The sequence below is a fragment of the Candidatus Methylopumilus planktonicus genome (assembly GCF_006364715.1).
Taxonomy (GTDB): Bacteria; Pseudomonadota; Gammaproteobacteria; order Burkholderiales; family Methylophilaceae; genus Methylopumilus; species Methylopumilus planktonicus_A.
This window is the reverse complement of the sequence record NZ_CP040984.1, coordinates 116030-135789: the sequence shown is the minus strand read 5'-3', so window position 1 is coordinate 135789 and position 19760 is coordinate 116030. Positions and strand designations below refer to the sequence as shown.

Sequence of the window (19760 nt, the reverse complement as noted above, 5' to 3'; positions counted from 1 at the left end):
TTTAAAAACGGGAAAAATCAATGCTATTTAAAAGCTCGTTAAAAAAAGAACTGCTTGTTAATTCAGTTACGGCACTTTTGGTACTTATGAGTATAGTAATGGCCCAAAGAATTACATTTTATCTTAGATTTGCAGCTAAGGGCGCTATCCCGAATGATTCAATCATGACAATTCTGGGGCTTAATCTTATCAAATATTCCCCCCTTCTTTTGTCTCTGTCTATTTTCTTAGCAGTACTTCTTACGCTTTCTCGATGGTATCGTGACCAAGAAATGATTATCTGGCTTAGCTCTGGCTTGAGTCTCGCAAAGATTATTAAACCAATTGCTTCTTTTGCTTTGCCGGCAATATTCATGGTGGCATTTCTTTCACTTTTTTTAAACCCTTGGGCAGTCAGAACTGCCGATCAATTTAAGAGCCAATTAAAAAGTCGCGATGAATTGTCAAGGCTTAATCCAGGGACGTTTAAAGAATCAAAAAGTTTAGATCGAGTATTTTATATTGAAAGCTTTGATGAATTAGGAAGTTCTGTAAAAAATATTTTTGCACAAACAAAGCACAATAATAAATTAGGCGTGGTGATTGCTAGTAATGGTCATCGAGAAATTTCAAGCAAAGGTGATAACTATATTATTTTGCAAAAAGGTCGAAGGTACGAGGGTATTCCAAATACAAAAGAGTTTTCTACTACTGAATTTGATCAATATGGCATTTTGACTGCCCAACAACCTGTTGAGCCTTATATAGAAAGTATTGATAGTAAAAAACTTTCTGATGTAATTAAATCTAATACTCTAGGAGACCGATTAGAACTTCAGTGGAGGATTGCAGCTCCCATTTCATGCATTCTATTAGTTTTCTTAGCTATTCCCTTAAGCTTTACCAATCCTCGGGCAGGAAGATCTCTTAATATTATTTTTGCTGTGTTAATTTTTATTATCTACAATAATCTTTTAGCTATCATGAATACATTCATCACTCTTAAAAAAGTAAGTGTAACAATTGGTTTTTGGCCAATTCATCTTATTTTTTTATTTGTAGCCATTTATTTTACTTATAGACGGTCAATCAATCAGCCGTTATTTAACTTAAAACGTATCTTAAATACAAAATGAGAATTTTGTATCGATATCTTAATTTAGAGTTTGTTTTGCCAATTTTCGGGATCATGATTGGGCTTATAGGTATATTATCTTTTTTTGATTTCATTCAAGAAATGAATGATTTAGGAAAGGGAACGTATAGCTTACTTAGTATTTTTAGTTATGTTGTTTTTAGTATCCCAGGGCATGTTTATGAAATAGTCCCTATCGCAGTCCTTATTGGATCTATGTATGCTATCGGGCAGCTTTCTGAAAATTCTGAATTAACTGTTATACGTTCAAGCGGATACTCGATAAAGCACATAGCACTTACACTCTCATTTACCGGATTATTTTTTACTTTATTTACATTTGCGGTGGGAGATCTCGTGACTCCTTTTACAGAAAAAAAAGCGCAAGAAATAAAAATTACAGCCAAAGAGTCTATTGTGACTCAGGAATTTAGATCTGGTTTATGGATTAAAGATAGCAATAGCTTTATTAATGTTGAGCATGTTTTGCCAGATACAAGCTTATCAAATATACATATATACGAATTCGATAATAATTTTCACCTAAGAACAATTACAAACGCTAAAAAAGGTATTTTTAAAGAATCTGAATGGAAGCTTGAGGATGTTGATCAAACAATTTTTAATCAAGATAAGATTTCTACAAATTCGCTCAAAAGTGCAAATTGGAAATCACTTATAAAACCTGAAATGATGAATGTTCTGCTTATCTCTCCAGAAAAAATGTCATCAATGGGCCTTATACATTTTATTAAATATCTGAAAAATAATAGGCAAAAAGTTACTAGATATGAAATAGCTTTATGGGAAAAATTAATTTATCCACTAGCATCTATTGCAATGGTATTGTTTGCAATTCCATTCGGATTTTTTCAAGAACGCTCTGGCGGTAAAAATGTAAAGATATTTCTAGGCATTCTTTTTGGTATTTTCTACCAGATCATGAACTCAGGATTTAGGCATATTGGACTTCTTAACGACTGGCATCCTCTATCTTGTGCTGTAATTCCTACGCTTATCTTTTTTTCAATCGGTGTGATGATGATTTATAAAACCGAACATCAATAAAGTGATTATTCAAAATTTGATCATGAAGATATAAATGTTTCTTATTTGTAAGTGCCCATATGAAGGCTATGCCTCCCATAAGCACTCCCAAGGTTGCATAAACATAACGCTTCCATGCTAATTTATTACTTAGGGCTCCGTGCCTAGAAATTATTTTTAATTTCCATGCTCTCATTGCCAGAGTCTGGCCTGATTTGGTCCAGCAATAAGTTAAATAAAATCCTGAGATAAGCCATAAATAAATCTGAAATATTAACCTGCGATATGCACCGAAAAAATCATCAAAGAAATATATAAAAATAAATCCTGCCACCATCCATATGGGTACTAGAGCGAATAATTCATATATTAAAGAACCATAAACTCGAATGAGCGGCGGATTATCTTTTTTCACAAATAAAAAACTAAATCAATCAATGCAGTGCAAAATATAGGTAGATAAAATAAAAGATGCCATTTATGCCTAAATGCCAAACTTTTATATTAGATTTGTGAATCAGAGTTCTGATCCACAAAGAAGAAAGAAGCGTTATAAAGATACATAAATAAACTTCTTTTCTTGGCTCCCACGGCGTTAAAATTATGCCAATTGCAGGAAGGAGTGTTCCTTGAAATACCATCGCGCCAGTGATATTACCAAATGCAAGTGTATCTTTACCTTTACGAATCCAAAAAATACTATTCACTTTTTCAGGAAGCTCTGTCGCTATTGGAATAATTAACATCGACAAAATAAGTGCAGAAATTCCCAATATAGATGATGTCTCTTCAATGCCAGAAATAAATCCTTTTGCACCAAATATCAGAAGAGCTAAGCCAATAAGTAATTGAATAGAAATAATCAGATAATTATTTGGCAAACCAATTCTTTCCATAAACATTGGATTCGATGCTTCAGTCGAGTGGCCTTCACTCACAAGTTTTTTTGATGCTCGAATAGTCATTAAAATATATATAAAATATGAAAAAACCATTAAAAATGCTATTAACCCTCTAGCGAGTTCGGACGTATGAGGAATAAATAAGGCTATTCCAGCGAAAATAAATGAGAATATAAAAAAATCTAAATCCCTAATCAACCCTGTTTTTTCAGGTTTTAGATGTCCTCCAAGTCCTCTATGGCCAATTACAGAAATAGCCATAATAAACATTGTTAAAGTAGAGAGCATCAGAGGGGCACCTAAAATTGCTCCCACCCCAACATCGTGATTAGTCTTGGCGTCTCCATGAGAAGACAAAAGTGCTAATAGAGGGACTAACGTTTCTGGAAGCGCGGTTCCTATAGCTGCAAAAATTGATCCTGTGACGCCCTCCGAAATTTTTAATTTTTCCCCTAAATGCTCAAGTGCATTGGTAAATATCTCAGCTGCGACTAGAATAACTATTAACATTAAAAATAATTGTAAGAAAATCATTTCATTCCTTTAATTTTAAATACTACTTAAATTAACAATGCTTTCATCTCTATTGATAAACGATGCAGGATTTGCAAAACAAGCAGAGGTTATATTATCGCCTAACTTTGATAATAGACCGAATAAGTCTAATATTAATTTAATTGTAATTCATAACATTAGTCTTCCACCCGGAATTTATGGGGGCAATAATATCATTGATTTATTTACAAATAAACTTAACCCTGACAGTCACGAATACTTTAAATCTATCTCAGGCCTAAAAGTATCATCTCATTTCCTAATTAGGAGAGATGGTGTGCTCATTCAATTTGTGTCATGTTTAGATCGCGCGTGGCATGCAGGTGAGTCGACTTGGAATCAAGTTAATAATTGCAATGATTTTTCGATTGGGATTGAACTGGAAGGGAGCGACTATGATAGCTTTGAATCTAAGCAGTACAAATGCCTAGAAAAACTCATTCAAAGCATAGTCAAACAATACCCGATTGAATCTATTGTGGGACACTCTGATATCTCGCCATCACGAAAAACAGATCCAGGGCCTTACTTTGACTGGAAAAAAATAGAACTTTACACTGAAAAATTAAAGTATAAACGTTAATTTTTTAATCAATACGCTCTAATACTGCCGCAAAAAATCCATCTGTTTTCTGATTATTCGGAGTCAGCTCCAAAAAAATGCCTGTAGAAAGAGGTATTTGATTTTTTATCAAAATATCATTAACTGAAATTATTTTAAAATTTCTATTCTTCTCTAAAAAACTTTCAATAATAAGCGCATTTTCTCTTTTTAAAAGGCTGCATGTGGAATAAATTAATCGGCCTTCTTTTTTTACTAGTTTTTTAGCTTCATCTAGAATGGCTAGCTGTTTCATGTTAAGCTCGTCTAAGTCTTGAATAGAATTTTTCCATTTTAAATCTGGATTTCTTCTAAATGTTCCAGTGCCACTGCAAGGAACGTCAGCAAGCACTCGATCAAATTTTCCATGTAATTTTTTTAACTTTGCGTCTTTTTCATTTTTAATTTTTTGTGCAAATAAGTTAGATAATCCAGATTTTTTCAGTCGCTTACCTAAATTAATAATTCTTTTTTCAGAAATATCATAAGCATATATACGTCCCGTATTTTTCATAATGGCACCTATTGCCAAACTCTTGCCTCCTGCGCCAGCACAAAAATCTGCAACCATCATTCCTCTTTTTGCATCTGCCAGGAAACTTAGTATTTGACTACTTTCATCTTGAACTTCAATCTTTCCTTCTAAAAATAATTTATTGCGACTTAATGACGTTCCCCGCGCAATTCTGATCCCCGATGGTGAATAAGTCATAACCTCAATATCGGCTATTTCTTTTGCAAGCTGATCAACTAGATCATCTCGACTTATTTTTATTGTATTAACTCTCATATCTAATTTAGCTGGCTCAAGGAAACTTCTTCCTAGATCTATTGCTTCTTCTAAGCCATACTGTTCAACCAATAAATCCCAAAGCCAATCTGGCAAGCTTAATTTCTCAGGCCAGGTATAGTTTTCAGTTTCTCTTGATTTTAGTGATTTAGCCCACTCAATTTCATCTTTACTGAGCCCATGCTCAAGTTCACGAATACTTCTACCTTCAGTTTTGATTAGCCAAGCAATCACTAGCTTTTTATAATTACTATCGTCTTCATTTATTTTCTTTAAAAATCTGAGCCGCCTAATGATGCCGTAGATACATTCAGCGATTTCTCCCCTATCTTTTTGGCCAAGTTCACCATGTTCCCTATAATAATTACTCAATTTCATATCTGCAGGGCCATGAAAATCTAATATTTCACCCAAGATATTTGCACAGTGCTGTATCAAATTTAGATTTAACATATTTATAAGCCTAAACTTTCAATTTCTATTTTTTTAGCGGATTGATCTAAGATACTTCCATCTTTTTCTGTTTTTCTTATCTTTATCGGAATAAATCTATAATCTTTTGCAAGCCATAGATCAATTCTTTCTTCGTTAGTGTAATTAAATTTTGCTATATGCATAGTTTCTATCTTATCAATGTCAGTTTCGATAATTTCATCTCCAATATAAGCATAATCATATGGCTTATAAGATTTACCATTTGTAATGAACAGTTTCATTTTTGTTAAAGGGGGTTCAAACATGAATTGATACATGAAACTCAACATATCTTGCGAAGCTTCTAGCATTTCAAACTCATTTGTTTTTCCATTCGTTGTTGTAATTATTTTTTTAGATTCCCAATCAAATACTGCAGCATTATCTATTTTGCTGCCAAATTGATAATGATAATTGAGGGGCTTCAAGCCCTCTGAAGTGACAAACCCATCGCTCGTTTGTACTAATTTATTCCAATAAAAAAGAGATACAAACCCCTTTGCCTCAACTTCATTCCTAATGCTGTAGCGATTATCCTGATCTAGTAAATAAATTGTTTTTGCAGCGCCGATAGCTGAGCCATCTAGGCTTCTTCTTACATGATAATCAATAATCACTTTTTTATATTGAATTTCTTTTTTTTCCTCTCCATTTGAAATTTGAGTTACATCATTGCCTTGAAGGTTATGATCTAAATCATTTTCTTTGCCTTCCTCTTTTTTTATCGAACTATTATCTAGTTCCTTATTTTTCTTAATGCTCTTTTTAGGGGGAGATGATTTCTTTTGAGCTACTTCTGATTGATCATTTTTTAAAGGGCTTTCAAGATGACTTACAATAACGATATTTAGACTATCTGACTCTTTTAAAAAGAATGGGTTATATATATCGATACCGCCTAATAAAAAAAGATGAATTAAAATTGAAACAAAAATAGCTGACAAAAATTTTACATGATTACTTTTCAGTAATTTTTTAATACGATTAAAGTCCATTGAGATCTATATTTGCCTGCACCAAATTTTGCTCTAATGTTGAGCCATTTTTTTCCTGGTAGCGAATACGAATAGGCAGCCTATAAAGCTTATTGTTCAACCATATTTGAGTTTCTGGCTTGCCATCTTTTTCGGCGATACTTTGAATTGAGGTGGTCTCAAAATTTACGTTACCTAATGAAAGTTCGACTTTTTTGTCCACAACCCTGAATTGGTATTTTTTATATTTTTTACCAGTAGCTGCTACAAACTCAATCATAGATTCGTCAAAATTTTCATAATTAAATTGATATAAGTAACTAATCAAATCTTGAGTTTTATTTTCTATATTTTCTTTCGTTTCACTACCTTTATAGCGAGTTATTAATATTTGATTATCCCAATCAAAATCTACGGTTGCATTTTTACTCGCATTACTTCCTTGATGGACTTCAAAGCGTTTCGGCTTTAAACCTTCAAATGAAATCTTACCTTCACTTATTAATACGCGATCTCCAAAAAGAGCGTAAAGACCAATCCCTTTTGTAATGCTCTCTATATGATAGTTACCTGCCTCATCAATTATAAATTTTTCAATGACTGTACCGAGTGGCTCCCCGTTTTGGGTGAGTTCGTATTTCAACTCTAAAATATTGGGGAGTTCTTTTGAGAAAGCTATCGTACCAAATAAGTACAGAAAAACTGCTAGCCACTTTTTGAATGGCGATAATCTTTTCATGTTTAAATTAAATCACCATAGTAGGATGTTCATTAGCTTCACGTTTTCTAATGATACCTATCTCGTAAACAGTCTCATGTGATTCTTCTAAGATTTCCTTTGCACGAGCTACATCTTTTTGGTCAAGAATAATAGCCATACCTATTCCACAATTAAATGTGCGATAAAGTTCTGCACTAGAAATATTTCCTTTATCTTGTAGCCATTGAAAAAGTTTTGGCAGTGGCCAGCTTGATGATTGAATTTCCGCTATTAAATCTTCCCCTAAAATCCGTGGGATATTTTCTGTAATGCCTCCGCCCGTGATATGGGCCATACCTTTAATCTTGATTGTCTCTTTAAGCTTAAGAATAGATTTGACATAGAGTTTAGTGGGTTCCATTACAATATCTCTTAATGTTTTTCCATCAAAAGGCGATGAAAAATCAACCTTTTCATTACTAATAATTTTCCTAATCAGCGAATATCCGTTTGAATGAGCTCCGCTAGATGCAAGGCCAATAACTGCATCGCCAGATCTAATTGTTTTGCCATCAATGATTTCACTTTTTTCTACAACGCCTACTGCAAAACCAGCTAAATCATACTCGCCTTCAGGATACATGCCTGGCATTTCTGCTGTTTCTCCACCCACAAGCGCACATCCAGACTGAGCACAGCCATCTGCAATACCTTTAATAACCTGCGATGCTGTTTCCACGTCAAGTTTGCCACATGCAAAATAATCAAGAAAAAATAAAGGTTCAGCGCCTTGCACTAATATATCGTTAACACTCATGGCAACTAAATCAATCCCAACTGTGTCATGTTTATTTAGTTCGAATGCCAATTTAAGTTTTGTGCCTACCCCATCTGTACCGGAAACTAGGACAGGCTCTTTATATTTTTTAGGTACTTCAAACAAAGACCCAAAACCTCCAATACCCCCCAAAACCTCGGCTCGCATAGTTTTTTTTGCAAATGGCTTGATTCTTTCAACAAGCGCATCCCCCGCCTCAATATCTACCCCTGCATCTCTATAAGTGATGGATTGATTATCTTTTCTTGTATCATCTTTATTCAAAAGATTAGCTCTCTTTCATTAAACTTTTGGGTTAGTCGTTATAATTGAAATTTTAACCGAAATATATTTTAAAGATGTGCATAATTAAGGCTATCTTTACCTAAATAAGCTTTCTCATAGACATGAAACAGATGCTATTAGCTCTATCTCCTGCCCCAAAACAATCTTTTGAAAATTTTGTGGTTGGTCAAAATATCGAAGTGATTCACACCTTAAAGCAAATCATCTCTCATAAACTGCCTATTCAATTCATTTATCTTTGGGGTAACGAAGGTTCGGGCAAATCTCATTTGGCTCATATTGCTTCTGATCACGGATTTGTGATTCATGATGATGTTCATTTGCTTGATGACTCAGGTCAAATTGAATTATTCAACACATATAATCGATGCAAAGAATCTCATCAGAACATGTTGGTGTCAGGCCTTTATTCACCGCTCCAGATGAAATTAAGAGATGATTTAGCAACTAGGCTTGCTTGGGGAGTAACTTATGAAGTGATAGCTCTTTCAGACGAAGAAAAAAAGTTAGCACTGCTAAGACACGCTGATGAAAGAGGTATAAAACTTAACACGGATATTATTGACTATTGCTTAAGGTATCTAAAAAGAGATATGCCAAATTTATTTTCTATTTTAGAGGATTTAGATAAATGGTCTTTAAGTTACAAAAGGCCTATTACTCTTCCGCTGCTTAAAGAAATTATTGCAGCCAATAAGATATAAACTTATTGGCGAATCAAGTAATCAAAAGCTCCTAAAGAAGCTTTAGCGCCCTCGCTCATTGCAATAATAATCTGTTTATAAGGCACGGTAGTTGCATCCCCGGCTGCGAATAGTCCTTTCAATGAAGATTGCCCATGGCTATCAATAATAATTTCTCCAAACTTAGAGAGATCTACAGTATTTTTTACAAAGTCAGTATTTGGCAAAAGTCCAATTTGAATAAAAATGCCTTCAAGTGAGATCGTTTTCTTTTCGTTTGTTTTTCGATCAAGATAAATCATGCTATTCACTTTATCAGTGCCAAGGACTTCCAATGTTTGTGCATTTAATATGACATCTACATTTGGCAAGCTATAGAGTCTCTTTTGTAAGATATCGTCAGCTTTGAGTTCTGGGGCAAATTCAAAAAGCGTGACATGCCCTACGATATTTGCAAGATCAATAGTAGCCTCAACGCCAGAGTTTCCTCCGCCTATGACTGCAACGTGTTTACCTTTAAATAAAGGTCCATCGCAATGTGGGCAATAAGCTACACCTTTACCTTTAAATTCTTTTTCGCCAGGAACATTTAATTCCCTCCATCTTGCACCTGTTGCAATAATCACTGATTTGCTTTTAAGCTTTCCACCATTTTCTAGCTCTACTTCAAATAAAGCATTTTCATCATTTTTTTGAATACTCTTTGCACGCTGTAAATTCATAATATCAACATCGTATTCCTTCACGTGTTCTTCAAGAGCTGTTACTAATTTTGGCCCTTCTGTAGCTTTGACTGAAATAAAATTTTCTATGCCTAAAGTATCCATCACTTGCCCACCAAAACGCTCGGACACGATTCCTGTTCGAAGGCCTTTTCGTGCACTATATACAGCAGCTGAAGCTCCAGCTGGACCACCGCCAACAATTAAAATATCGTATGTCTCTTTTTTGGAAATTTTCTCAGCTTCTTTTAAGCTAGCACTTGAATCGATCTTATTTACAATTTCATCAAGCTCCATTCTTCCTTGACCAAAAGGCTTGTCGTTAAGAAAGATAGTAGGTACAGCCATAATTTGTTTATCTTCTACTTCCTTCTGAAATAATGCGCCATCTATCATGACGTGCGAAATGTTTGAATTAATAATAGACATTGCATTCAGCGCTTGAACAACATCAGGACAATTATGGCAACTCAATGAAATATATGTTTCAAAATGAAAATTGCCTTGAATATTCTTAATTTGCTCTATTTTTTCAGCATCTATCTTTAATGGATGGCCCCCTGCCTGGAGCAAAGCCAACACAAATGACGTAAATTCATGTCCCGAGGGAATGCCTGCGAAAGTTATACCCGTAACATCAATCTCTCGATTGACTTCAAAAGAGGGAATTCTTTTAGAAACATCTGTTTCTTTATTTAAAGTTATTTTTTCTGACAAAGAAGCAACTTCTTCTAACATCTCGAGCATTTCTTGAGATGAAGCGGTCTCGTCAAGATTTGCCAAAAGCTTGATCGGATTGACAAGCCTAGTCATGTAATCTTGTAATTGATTTTTAATTGTTATATCGAGAGCCATTTATTTACCTAAGATGTTTATGAAATTCCCAGGCCCTTATGGCCTGGGTTTCATTTTTTTGTGATTAGATCTTGCCTACGAGATCTAGTGATGGAGCTATTGTTTTAGCGCCCTCTTGCCATTTAGCCGGACATACTTGGCCTGGATTATTAGCTACATATTGTGCGGCTTTAAGTTTACGTAATGTTTCTTTGACATCACGAGCTATCGCATTGTCATGCACTTCCATGGTTTTAATTTCGCCCTTTGGATTGATAATAAAAGTACCACGTAAGGCAAGGCCTTCTTCATCAATATGTACTTCGAATGCACGTGTTAATTGATGTGTAGGATCTCCAACTAATGGAAATTTTGACTTACCAACTGCTGGTGAAGTTTCGTGCCAAACTTTATGCGAAAAATGAGTGTCAGTCGTCACGATATAGACTTCTGCACCAACTTTTTGAAATTCTGCATAATGATCAGCAGCATCTTCAACTTCTGTTGGGCAATTGAATGTAAATGCAGCTGGCATAAAAATTACAACTGACCATTTACCTTTAAGATTTGCTTCTGTAACATCAACGAACTTACCATTGTGAAATGCTGTTGCTTTAAACGGTTTTACTTCAGTATTAACTAACGAAGACATCGCCTTCTCCTTCTTTGGTTGGTTTAAAAATGATGATTATAGGTAGGTCAATTACATATGTAAAATCAATTCTTATTATAAATATGATTTATTTTACTTATCAAAGTAAATAATATTTCAGATTTAAAGAAGATAGAAAATATGTTTTTTATTTTTTATCTTTAATATCTTCGAAGCTACTCTCAAATTTAAGTTGTTTTAAGCGCGACTCCACAATCGATTTTTGATAAAAATTACCGTCTTTAGATTTAGCGGCGAAGTCCATTTGCTCTATTGCTCTTGGTAAATTAAATTTACGATAGTAAGCCTCGGATTGAGCTTGATATTGAAGCAATTCTTTTCCTTCTTTTGCATAAGCCTTCGAAAGTAATTCATAGAAATAGCTATCTTCAGGATAAGTATTTAGCTTTTCATTAATAAGTCTGACAGATTTTTCAGGTTCATTTGCCATTAGGTAATGTTCTGCTAGTCCATAAATTAAAGCTCGATAGTTAGGGTATATATTTAGCGCTTTTAAATAATGATTTAATGCTTGGGTTGGTTGATTTGTGGAAACTTCTAATTTACATGCAAGCGTCTCAATCAGCGCATTTTTTTTAGAGTTCATTTTTAGCCATTCAACTTCTTGCCGAGCCCTTACAAAGTCACTTTTTCTCATATAAGCAATTGCCAGTCCATATCGCTCAGCAGCTTCATTCATATAACGCTTATCTTTAATGCTTCCTTCAAAGGTATCTACCGCTGATTGAGGGGTACCATTTGTGGCTCTCAATTTTGATTTGATAAATATAAAATCAGGGTTATCAGGTATTTGCCTATAACGACTTTCTTTGACTCTGTTTGAAATGTCGCTTATACGATCAGTTGTAATAGGATGGGTTCTTAAGAAGCTAGGTGCCGCACCTTCTGAAAAACGCGAGCCTCTTTGGAGAGTATTAAAGAATGAAACCATTGATCGACCATCAAAACCTGCGTCAGTCAAAATTTGAAAACCTACCCGGTCTGCTTCTTTTTCATGCTCTCTTGTATAGTCCAATTGTTTTTGCACTCCCATGGCTGAGGCAGCAGTCATAGTTCCAGCTGATAGCTGAGGATTGGCTCTTGCGACAAGAAGTGCTAAGGCAATACCTAATACAGTTTTAATTGAATCATTCTTCTGCTGAGCAATCATTCTTGGCAAATGCCTTTGTGTCACGTGAGCAATCTCATGGCCCAATACACTAGCCACTTCTGATTCGCTATTTGAAGCCAAAATTAAGCCTGTATGAACGCCAATTACTCCTCCAAGCATTGCAAAAGCATTAATTGAAGATTCATTAACTACAAAGAAATTAAACTGTTGTCTTTTGTTAGGGCTATATGCGACTAATCGATCCCCCAAATTTTTCAAATAATCAATCACCTCAATATCTTGAACAATTTCAGGGCTAACTGCCACTTCCTTTAAAATTGCTTTGGCAATAGCCTGCTCTTCTTTAGCAGATATAATGAGCTGAGATGCGTCACCTAGATCAGGCAGTTCATTGGCAAAAACGGACAGGCAACAAAAAAAACTTGCTAATAATGTAATTTTAAATTTCATCATTGGTATGATACCTAGATTAATAATCACTTACATCTATGTTTGAGAAGATAAACTAATTAAATTTATGAAAAAACTAACTCATATTAATCAAAAAGGTGATGCGCAACTTGTAGATATTACTGATAAAGCAATTACCCATCGAAAAGCAATAGCCGAAGGCACAATTCAACTAAACAAAGATACCTTAAAGCTAATTCAAGCTAATTTAATTAAAAAAGGTGATGTCTTAAACACTGCAAAAATTGCAGGCATCCAAGCTGCAAAAAAAACTTGGGAGCTTATTCCACTTTGTCATTCAATCAACCTTACTAAAATTGATATTGAATTTAATATTGATAAAAAAAATAATACGATTGTGTGTCAATCTTCCTGTGAATGTTTTGCACAAACAGGACTTGAAATGGAAGCCCTTACAGCAGTTAGCATCACCCTCCTCACCATTTATGACATGGTGAAAGCAGTAGACCGTACGATGATCATTTCAAATATCCACTTAGTGGAAAAGTCTGGGGGACGCTCTGGACTTTATAAGCGAGAGGTTAAAGTTAAACCCAAGAAAGCAGTTAAAACGAAGAAATAGAGGTTCTACTCCAAATAAGTAATTATTTTTTAAAATCTAAACATCAATTCATTTCTTCTAAGAAATGGCAGAGTCCAAGGTGGGTTATAGCGAGCTAGTATAGGAGAGCCCTTTGGCTCTAAGTTTCTTTTTTTCATTTCCTCATTAAGCAAACTTAACATCTCAGCATATTTTTTTTCTCGCACCAAACCAGAGAATGTAATAACTGCAAATTTTTCTGCAGGCACTTCGGTAATTTTAACTTCTGGATTATTTGGGATAGGAAGAGTCTCTTTCGTAAATTGCTTTGGCATATTAAAACTAACATACCAACCCCTCTCAGTTTCTTCAGAAATAACTGGCGCTGTCATTTCAATCTTTTCTGAGGCATCTCGAGTAATTACCGGAGCTGTCATGTCAATTTTTTTTGATCCTTCATTTGTTTTATTATTTCCAAAAATAAAATCAGCCAGCAAACGAAATCCTTTACTTGATGCTGTATTGAATGTCCCTGTAACTAGAACTTGAGCAATTAATTTTGGCTGGTACTCTCTAACCTCAAATGCATCTTTTTTTTCAATGCTAATAAATTCTGGTTCTTCAATCGCCATAGTATTAAAGCTTGTGATTAATAGAAGTAAAAATGTAAAAATATTTAACCGCATTATGCTTATCCATTTAAAGTTATTAAATCAGTAATTATTCTTGCTGCTTTTGGAGCCATCGTCAATCCATATCGATAGTGACCTACATTTAAGTACACATTATTGTATTTATGATGCTTTTCTATCATAGGCACATTGCCATCCGAGCCTGGCCTCAGACCACTCCATTGATTTTCAATTTTGTAATTTTTTAAAATAGGCAGTAAAGATTCAGCTTTCTGTTGAAGAGAATTTCTAGCTTCTTCTGTAATGCTTTTATCAAAGCCAACGTCTTCTTTTGTGCTTCCCCCAAGAACAACGCCATCTTGTCTTTGCACCAAGTAAAAATCATCCTTATAAAGAATATATGGCAACTTTTCTTTAATGGCAGGATATTGAATAAGCTGCCCTCTAATAGGTCTAATTTTTGGCGTCTCAATTTCATTTAGAACGTTCGAGCTCCATGCCCCTGAAGCCACAACATAAAAATCTGCTTCTAGATTAATGTTATTTTCGACTTGAAGATGATGAATGAAATTATTTGAATCAGAAATGGGGTTAACTTTTTTATGCTCTATCATTACAACATTATTTTTAATTAAATATATTTTTAAGGCTTTTAATAAGCGAGGATTTCTTATTTGAGCAACATGTGGCAAAAGCAAGCATGATTTTTTTTCTATTTGAATTTGTTTAATTTCAATATTATTTTTTTGACACCAGTTCATCCCAAGATCTTTATCATATTCATCGTATACCAACATACCTGACTCAATCCATTCAGGGTCAATGCCTGTATCTTGTTTTAGAGTTTCAGAAAGAGAATGATAAAAATCAGCACTTCCAAAACAAAGATTATTTACATTATCTTGATAGTTCCAAGGAAGTAAAGGCGAAAGAATGCCAGCTCCCGCCCATGAAGCTTCTTGGCCTATAGCGCTCTGATCGATCAAAGTGACTTCATATCCTTTTTTAATAAGAAAAAATGAAGTTATACAGCCGACGATACCGCCGCCAATGACAGCAACTTTTTTTGTCATACTCTATTTGCCAGTCAGTAGGTATTTTTCTAAAGTGTTAAGTTTATTTGCAACGCCCAGCACAATAAGAATATCCCCTGAAGATAAAACAATGTCGTCTCTAGGCTCTATATCTTCTAACATATTCGGACGTCTCAAGTACTTAAGCTCAACATTTAACATAGCAAATGGAATTTGATTAAGTTTCCAAGAATGGACATGCGATTTCTTTGTAATTTCAATCGCATGAAGCCTTAGTTGTGGCTCTGTTACTTCAGCTTCTGCATCTGACATGCCGCCAAAATAACCTCTAAACATTTTATAACGCTCCTCTCTAAAAGATCGGATACGCTTTACGACTCGATTTAAAGGAACACCTAAAACAACAAGCGCATGCGAGGCCAGCATCAAACTACCCTCTAAAATTTCTGGAACAACTTCGCTAGCGCCTGCATTTCTGATCTCATCCATATGTGTGTCATCGAGCGTCCTTACAATGACTGGTATATTTTTATATGTATCCTGAATCACATGAAGCACTTTCATAGAAGCCCTAAAGTCAGCATAACTAATAACAAGTGCTTTAGCTGTTTTAATCCCTGCTGCCTCTAGAACAACTCTTCTACTTGCATCGCCATACATCACATGTTCACCACCAGCTGATGCGTCATTCACTCGAGTTGGATCGATATCAATCGCAATAAAAGGAATATTTTCTTCTTTTAGAAAGCGGCCTAAATATTGTCCGCTTCTTCCATAACCGCACAAAATTACATGGTCTTTTAGAGAGCGGCCTACTGATTGGATCGCTTGAACTGTATCAAAACTATTACGGTTATAGCTTTTTGATAAATAACGCGCTATGCGCCCGTTATACTGAATAATAAAGGGGGCTAATATCATTGAAAATAATGATGCAGCCAAAATAATTTGAAATGCATGAGCTCCTATAACATTCTCTTCTCTAGCAAGGGCTAAAATCACAAAACTAAACTCCCCTGCTTGAGCCAAAATAAGGCCTGTTCTAATACCCACCCCAATCTCATAATTAAATAATCGCGTAAGAAGTGTAATCACAACAGCTTTAAATAAAATAAACCCTAAGGTAATTAAAACGATAAAGCCGATATTGGAAGCAATTTGGTGAAGGTTAAGTAACATCCCGATACTAATAAAGAAAAGGCCTAATAAAATATCTCTAAAAGCCGCAATATCTGATTCAACTTGATAGCGATAGCGGGTTTCAGAAATGAGCATGCCGGCTAAAAATGCTCCAATACCATAAGACAATCCAGCCATTTTTGTGGCGAAAGAAAATAGAAGTGTAATCATCAACACATTCATGATGAATAATTCACGCGACCTTTGGTTCGCTACGACAGCAAACCAAGAATTCATTAAAGGCCTACCAAATTTAAAAAGGATAGAAAATAAAAAAATAGCCTTTAAAAGTGACATCAAAAATATACTGCCAATATCGCCTGATGAAGCGCCAAGTGCTGGAATCAATATTAAAATGGGAATAACGGCTATATCTTGAAAGAGTAGAATACCAATGGCTAATCGGCCATGTCTTGAATTTAAATCAACACGCTCCATTAGAATCTTAGAAACTATAGCTGTTGATGACATAGTAAATGCGCTGCCAATGACAAAAGCTGAAGTTAAATGAAGTCCAAACCACCACGCAAGACTAATTGAAGCAAATAAAGTAATAAGTACCTGTGCACCACCTAAACCAAAAAGGATATTTCTCATCGAGTAAAGCTTAGGCAGGCTAAACTCAAGTCCAATACTGAACATTAGAAATACAATACCGAATTCAGCAAAATGCCGACTAGACTCTGAATCAGGAAGCACCCCAATCAAATGAGGTCCTAAAATTATACCCACGACAAAATAGGCAATCATCGCGGGCAATTTCAAGTATCGGAATAGGCCAACTAATAAAACTGAGCTTATTAGTAAAATAAGAACTAAGGGTAGGGAATCAAACATTCATTTATCCAAGATTAACCAATAATTTTTAGGCTTAAAGCATTTATAAACCCTTTTACACGAGTATCCATTACCCTCTACAATGTCATTATGACTAAGACATCATCAAAAAATACTCTTGAACGCGCTCGCCAAGTCCTTGAAATTGAAGCACAAGAAATCTTATCTTTAGCGAATAGGCTTGATGATCATTTCGTCAACGCCGTTCAACTCATTTTACATTGTGATGGCAGAGTTGTGGTGAGTGGGATGGGCAAATCGGGGCATATCGGAAGAAAATTAGCCTCTACTTTCGCAAGCACTGGCACCCCAAGCTTCTTTATGCATCCTGCAGAGGCAAGTCATGGTGATTTAGGCATGATTACATCTAATGATGTAGTCATTTTTCTATCAAATTCTGGTAAGAGCGATGAGCTTTTATCTATCCTGCCAGTCATAAAAAGAATCGGCGCAAAAATTATTTCAATTACAGGCAATAGTGATTCTGAGCTTGCAAGGGAATCCAAAATTCATTTAAGCGCTCATGTATCTCAAGAGGCCTGCCCTTTAGGGCTTTCCCCTACCGCTAGCTCAACAGCATCTCTTGCTCTAGGAGATGCATTAGCCATTTGTGTTCTTGATCAAAGAGCATTTACCGCTGAAGATTTTGCTCGATCACATCCAGGCGGCAGTTTAGGCAAAAGACAAGTTGTGCGGGTACGAGACATTATGAGAGACGTTGATAAAGTGCCTTCCATCAAAGAAGATGCATTACTTTCTGATGCAGTGCTTGAGATATCTCTTAAGGGCTTAGGCTTTACAGCAATAGTTAACGCTCATTCCGAGCCCATTGGCATATTTACTGATGGCGATTTAAGAAGACAGCTTTCTAAAAAAATAGATTACGAAAAACAGTCCATTAGAGAAATTATGAACAAAAATCCTAAGACAATATTTGATGATCAAATCATTATTGATGCAATCAACTTAATGGATTCCAATAAAATTAATGGCATTCTTGTAGTTAATAGAGAGAATAAATTAGTAGGTGCTTTTAATATGCATGATCTCTTTAAAGCGAAAGTCATTTGATGGATTCAACCCTTAAAGAACGTGCACAAAAAATCAAGCTTATGATTTTTGATGTTGATGGTGTAATGACAGATGGTTCGCTATTCATTGGAGATGATGGTCAAGAGTATAAAATGTTTAATACACAAGATGGTTTAGGTATGCGATTACTTAAAAAAAGTGGGGTTAAACTTGCAATTATTACCGGCCGCAATTCAAATAGTGTTCTTATTCGCGCTGAAAATTTAGAGGTAGATTACTTTTACCAAGGCATTTCAGACAAAAAAGAAGCGTTTGCTGATCTCATTAAGAAAACAGGATTCAGGTCTGAAGAATGTGCATTTATGGGAGATGACATTGTAGATTTGCCTCCTATGTTGCAATCGGGTCTCGCTATTTCTGTTCCTGCAGGTCACGATGAAGTAAAAAAAATTGCGCATTTTGTTACAGAAAAGATTGCCGGCTATGGTGCCGTTCGAGAGGCCTGTGATTTTATTATGAAGGCTCAAGGCACTTATGATGAAATCGTTGCACCTTACTTTAAATGATCAATCGTTTCTCTGTTTTATTTCCTATTTTTTTTGCTGCAATCTTAGCTTTTATTTCTTACTGGGTTCAAGTTTCTGTTGAAAATGAAAGTGAAAAAAGAGGAAATAAACTAAGCAACAGCCCCGATTATTTTTTAACAAATTTCAAAACAACGCAAACTGAATCAAATGGGTCTATTCATTTCATTTTATCTGCAAATGAAATGACCCATTACCCGCAAGATGACACGACGCGACTTAAAAAACCTCTTTTTATTAGATATAAAAATAATGTGCCTAGCTCAAAAATTGAAGGTGGCATTGGTCTTGTTTCGACTGACGGCGAAGAAGTGCAAATAATTGACAATGTAAAAGTGGCTCGCCTCGAAACTGAAACAAAGCCAAAAATGGAGCTTTTTACAGATCAATTGACTATATTGCCAAACAAAGACCAAGCATTTACAAAAAGGCCTGTTCGCATCACTCAAGACCCCAAAACAGTCGTTAATGCAATTGGCATGAATTATGACAAAAAGAATGGAATAATGAAGTTATTAGCGAGAGTTCGTGTGCATTATGAAAAGCCCGTTAAAAAAAATAATTTAAACGTGCATCCTATTACTCAAAATAAAAAATTAAAAAAATAATGCGCTTATCTTTTTTCACAATATCGTCACTGAAAATTTTCTTTACTTGCTTATGCATTTTTAGCATCAGTTCATCTTACGTCTTTGCAGAAAAGGCAGACCGAGATAAGCCTATCGAGCTTGAATCTGACACAATGACATCTGATGACTCGAAGAACACAAGTGTTTATTCTGGTAATGTCATTTTGACACAAGGCACACTGCTTATTAAAGCCGATGAACTTACCATCCGAGAGGACAATCAAGGCTTTCAACATAGTACAAGTATTGGTAATCCCACAACCTTCAAACAAAAACAAGAAGGTAAAAATGAATATATTGAAGGCAGCGCTCAGAGAATTGAATATGATGGCCGTATGGACAAAGTTCATTTATATAGCAAGGCGTGGGTAAAAAAAGGTGGGGATATTGTTCAGGGTGATTACATCATGTACGACGCAAATGCTGAATTTGCAAAAGCAATGTCAGGTAACACTAAAAATAAAGCAGGCGAGACTGTACCGGGCGGCAGAACGCGTGCAATTATTCAGCCCAAGAAAAAACCACAGGAATAACAAGTC

21 protein-coding genes are annotated in these 19760 nt (G+C 35.2%); 9 read left to right on the top strand and 12 right to left on the bottom strand.

Translation table 11 applies throughout. The annotated features are described in order from the left end of the window. Nucleotides 1-20: 20 nt before the first annotated feature. The gene (gene lptF, locus FIT63_RS00705) at nt 21-1115 is read left to right on the top strand and encodes an LPS export ABC transporter permease LptF (protein WP_140006157.1); all 1095 of its coding nucleotides are present in this window, start codon (nt 21-23) and stop codon (nt 1113-1115) included. Nucleotides 1116-1168: 53 nt separating this feature from the next. Then, a complete protein-coding gene (lptG, locus tag FIT63_RS00700; protein ID WP_262982092.1) occupies nt 1169-2182 on the top strand; it encodes an LPS export ABC transporter permease LptG in 1014 nt (337 codons plus the stop codon). Here lptG and FIT63_RS00695 read toward each other — a convergent pair. Together FIT63_RS00695 and FIT63_RS00690 are read right to left on the bottom strand one after the other, a co-directional pair. Then, nucleotides 2130-2576, bottom strand: a complete 447-nt coding sequence (locus FIT63_RS00695; RefSeq protein WP_140006155.1) for an RDD family protein — start codon at nt 2574-2576, stop codon at nt 2130-2132. The genes lptG and FIT63_RS00695 overlap by 53 nt on opposite strands. Before the next feature lie 19 nt (nt 2577-2595). Beyond that, nucleotides 2596-3597: a sodium:calcium antiporter gene (locus FIT63_RS00690; RefSeq protein ID WP_140006154.1), complete on the bottom strand. Its 1002-nt coding sequence runs from the start codon at nt 3595-3597 to the stop codon at nt 2596-2598. Nucleotides 3598-3634: 37 nt separating this feature from the next. On the opposite strand from FIT63_RS00690, the gene ampD reads away from it, so the two are divergent. After that, nucleotides 3635-4201, top strand: coding sequence for a 1,6-anhydro-N-acetylmuramyl-L-alanine amidase AmpD (gene ampD / locus FIT63_RS00685; protein WP_140006153.1), 567 nt, complete (start codon nt 3635-3637; stop codon nt 4199-4201). Between the two features lie 4 nt (nt 4202-4205). Here ampD and FIT63_RS00680 read toward each other — a convergent pair whose 3' ends face one another. Genes FIT63_RS00680 through purM form a run of 4 tightly spaced genes read right to left on the bottom strand, consistent with a single transcriptional unit; the run spans nt 4206 to nt 8259 of the window. Next, a complete protein-coding gene (locus tag FIT63_RS00680) occupies nt 4206-5462 on the bottom strand; it encodes an RsmB/NOP family class I SAM-dependent RNA methyltransferase (protein WP_140006152.1) in 1257 nt (418 codons plus the stop codon). 2 nt (nt 5463-5464) lie between these two features. Continuing rightward, nucleotides 5465-6478, bottom strand: a complete 1014-nt coding sequence (locus FIT63_RS00675) for a DUF3108 domain-containing protein (protein ID WP_140006151.1) — start codon at nt 6476-6478, stop codon at nt 5465-5467. Next, complete coding sequence (locus tag FIT63_RS00670) at nt 6468-7196, bottom strand: DUF3108 domain-containing protein (RefSeq protein WP_140006150.1); 729 nt, start codon at nt 7194-7196, stop codon at nt 6468-6470. Before FIT63_RS00670 ends, FIT63_RS00675 begins: the two co-directional genes overlap by 11 nt. Nucleotides 7197-7203: 7 nt before the next feature. Further along, nucleotides 7204-8259 carry a phosphoribosylformylglycinamidine cyclo-ligase gene (purM, locus tag FIT63_RS00665; protein ID WP_140006149.1) on the bottom strand — a complete coding sequence of 352 codons (1056 nt, stop codon included), beginning with the start codon at nt 8257-8259 and terminating at the stop codon, nt 7204-7206. A 122-nt stretch (nt 8260-8381) separates the two neighbouring features. Here purM and FIT63_RS00660 point away from each other — a divergent pair, with 122 nt between their 5' ends. Then, on the top strand, nt 8382-8984 hold the full coding sequence (locus FIT63_RS00660) for an HdaA/DnaA family protein (RefSeq protein ID WP_140006148.1): 603 nt from the start codon (nt 8382-8384) through the stop codon (nt 8982-8984). Nucleotides 8985-8986: 2 nt separating this feature from the next. On the opposite strand, the gene ahpF is transcribed toward FIT63_RS00660, so the two are convergent. The 3 genes from ahpF to FIT63_RS00645 all read right to left on the bottom strand — a co-directional run bounded on the left by ahpF (nt 8987) and on the right by FIT63_RS00645 (nt 12756). After that, on the bottom strand, nt 8987-10540 hold the full coding sequence (gene ahpF / locus FIT63_RS00655; RefSeq protein WP_140006147.1) for an alkyl hydroperoxide reductase subunit F: 1554 nt from the start codon (nt 10538-10540) through the stop codon (nt 8987-8989). 64 nt (nt 10541-10604) lie between these two features. Then, nucleotides 10605-11171 (bottom strand): alkyl hydroperoxide reductase subunit C, encoded by a 567-nt coding sequence (gene ahpC, locus FIT63_RS00650; protein ID WP_046486793.1) that lies wholly within the window; start codon nt 11169-11171, stop codon nt 10605-10607. A gap of 148 nt (nt 11172-11319) precedes the next feature. After that, nucleotides 11320-12756 (bottom strand): beta-barrel assembly-enhancing protease, encoded by a 1437-nt coding sequence (locus FIT63_RS00645; RefSeq protein ID WP_140006146.1) that lies wholly within the window; start codon nt 12754-12756, stop codon nt 11320-11322. Nucleotides 12757-12820: 64 nt separating this feature from the next. On the opposite strand from FIT63_RS00645, the gene moaC reads away from it, so the two are divergent. Then, nucleotides 12821-13336 carry a cyclic pyranopterin monophosphate synthase MoaC gene (gene moaC / locus FIT63_RS00640; RefSeq protein ID WP_140006145.1) on the top strand — a complete coding sequence of 172 codons (516 nt, stop codon included), beginning with the start codon at nt 12821-12823 and terminating at the stop codon, nt 13334-13336. Between the two features lie 29 nt (nt 13337-13365). Here moaC and FIT63_RS00635 read toward each other — a convergent pair whose 3' ends face one another. From FIT63_RS00635 to FIT63_RS00625, 3 genes are read right to left on the bottom strand one after another with little or no spacing between them, the layout of a single operon-like run. Further along, the gene (locus tag FIT63_RS00635) at nt 13366-13926 is read right to left on the bottom strand and encodes an SOUL family heme-binding protein (protein WP_140006144.1); all 561 of its coding nucleotides are present in this window, start codon (nt 13924-13926) and stop codon (nt 13366-13368) included. Nucleotides 13927-13985: 59 nt separating this feature from the next. After that, complete coding sequence (locus FIT63_RS00630) at nt 13986-14999, bottom strand: NAD(P)/FAD-dependent oxidoreductase (protein WP_140006143.1); 1014 nt, start codon at nt 14997-14999, stop codon at nt 13986-13988. Nucleotides 15000-15002: 3 nt separating this feature from the next. Continuing rightward, a complete protein-coding gene (locus FIT63_RS00625; protein WP_140006142.1) occupies nt 15003-16976 on the bottom strand; it encodes a cation:proton antiporter in 1974 nt (657 codons plus the stop codon). Between the two features lie 90 nt (nt 16977-17066). Here FIT63_RS00625 and FIT63_RS00620 point away from each other — a divergent pair, with 90 nt between their 5' ends. The 4 genes from FIT63_RS00620 to lptA are packed head-to-tail and all read left to right on the top strand — an operon-like array spanning nt 17067 to nt 19754. Further along, nucleotides 17067-18047 carry a KpsF/GutQ family sugar-phosphate isomerase gene (locus tag FIT63_RS00620; RefSeq protein ID WP_140006141.1) on the top strand — a complete coding sequence of 327 codons (981 nt, stop codon included), beginning with the start codon at nt 17067-17069 and terminating at the stop codon, nt 18045-18047. Beyond that, a complete protein-coding gene (locus FIT63_RS00615; RefSeq protein ID WP_046486768.1) occupies nt 18047-18574 on the top strand; it encodes a KdsC family phosphatase in 528 nt (175 codons plus the stop codon). Before FIT63_RS00620 ends, FIT63_RS00615 begins: the two co-directional genes overlap by 1 nt. Further along, the gene (lptC, locus tag FIT63_RS00610; protein WP_140006140.1) at nt 18571-19200 is read left to right on the top strand and encodes an LPS export ABC transporter periplasmic protein LptC; all 630 of its coding nucleotides are present in this window, start codon (nt 18571-18573) and stop codon (nt 19198-19200) included. Before FIT63_RS00615 ends, lptC begins: the two co-directional genes overlap by 4 nt. Continuing rightward, nucleotides 19200-19754, top strand: a complete 555-nt coding sequence (gene lptA, locus FIT63_RS00605) for a lipopolysaccharide transport periplasmic protein LptA (RefSeq protein ID WP_140006139.1) — start codon at nt 19200-19202, stop codon at nt 19752-19754. The genes lptC and lptA overlap by 1 nt, the downstream gene beginning before the upstream one ends. The last annotated feature ends 6 nt before the right edge of the window (nt 19755-19760 follow it).